This is a genomic window from Frankia sp. CcWB2 (genome assembly GCF_977927585.1).
In genome coordinates this window covers 1-1417 of record NZ_CDWRCM010000179.1, presented here as the reverse complement: position 1 = coordinate 1417, position 1417 = coordinate 1, and the positions used below count along the sequence as shown (strand labels likewise).

Annotated in this window: 1 protein-coding gene and 1 pseudogene; both read left to right on the top strand. The window is 71.3% G+C overall.

Annotated features, from left to right (window positions below):
- Positions 1-572, top strand: a 572-nt coding sequence (locus ACY45C_RS16870) for an undecaprenyl-diphosphate phosphatase (RefSeq protein ID WP_462188526.1), incomplete at its 5' end; no start/stop codon positions are given.
- 203 nt (positions 573-775) lie between these two features.
- A pseudogene (locus ACY45C_RS16865) lies at positions 776-1222 on the top strand (hypothetical protein); the annotation flags it as partial.
- Positions 1223-1417: the final 195 nt, after the last annotated feature.

The following is a 1417-nucleotide window of genomic DNA, read 5'->3' as shown; positions in this document are numbered from 1 at the left end:
TGACGCTGCAGGACGCCATCGAGGGCCCGTTCCGCGACCTGCGGCTGATTGCCACGACGCTGATCGTGCTTGGCCTGATCCTGGGCGGCGCGGACTGGTACGCCTCGAAGGGGCGGCCGCAGGGTCGTCATTCGCCGCCCCGCCCGCGCAAAGTGCTCGAGGACTTGTCGGTGCGTGACGGGCTCTTCTATGGCCTCGCCCAGGCTGCCGCGCTGATCCCCGGCGTCTCCCGGTCCGGTGCGACGATCAGCGGGGGCCTGCTCCTCGGCTACACCCGCGAGGCCGCGGCCCGGTACTCTTTCCTGCTGGCGATGCCGGCGGTGCTGGCGTCCGGGGTCTTCGAACTGCGCTCCATCGGTGGGAAGGATGCCGACGTCGCCTGGGGCCCGACGATCCTCGCCACGCTCGTGGCGTTCGCCACCGGGTACGCCGCGATCGCGTGGTTCCTACGGTACATTTCGACGCGCAGTTTCGCGCCCTTCGTGCTGTATCGCGTGGGGCTGGGGTTGCTGCTGTTCTCCCTGCTGGCCGGGGGCGCCCTCAGCCCCGGCGCCGGTGCCCCCCCGGGCTGAACGGGCGGGGAGCCCCAGGCGCGACCCACGTGCCTACGCCCGTCAACTACGGTGAGGGTCGGCGGTCCGCGTGTGCAGACGGTGAAGGTGTCTGCGGGACATATCCGAACGAGTCCGAGGCCCGCCCGACGTCGGTCGGGAAACCGATACCGATTCCGCTGCCGAGCCTCCGGCAGCGACCGCGACGGAGCGTGGAGGACGCCATGATTCGGCGAGGGGCCGCGGGATCGCGGCTGTCTCCGGGACGGTTCGACGACCGGGACCTGGCGCCCGTCGGCGACCCCGCGTCCATCGACGCCCCCGCGTCCGCCAACGGGTCCATGCCCGTCGGCGGGTCCGGCCCCGCCGCGACCGGTCGATCCGCCGCCGGTCGATCCGCCGCCGGTCGATCCGCCGCCGGTCGATCCGCCGCCGGGCTGACCGCCGCCGAGGTCGCCGAACGCGTCGCCGACGGCCGCGTCAACGACGTGCCGGCCCGCTCCAGCCGTTCGCTGCGCGACATCATCCGTGCGAACGTCCTCACCCGGATCAACGCGATCATCGGCGTTCTGCTGGTCTTCGTCGTCATCGTCGGTCCATTCCAGGACGCCCTGTTCGGCGGCGTGATCATCGTGAACACCCTGGTCGGCCTGTTCCAGGAGCTGCGGGCGACAGGGCCTGCGCCGCGCACGCGGCCGCCTTGAGCGCCTCGAGCTCGCCGATCAGGTCCAGTCGCTCGGCGTCGTCGGTGCCGTCCAGGACACTGAGGCCGGCCCGGAACTCACGCAGCACCTCGGTGCTGAGCGTCTCGGGACCTGTCTCTTATACACACCTGACGCTGCCGACGAACTAGACGGTGTAGATCT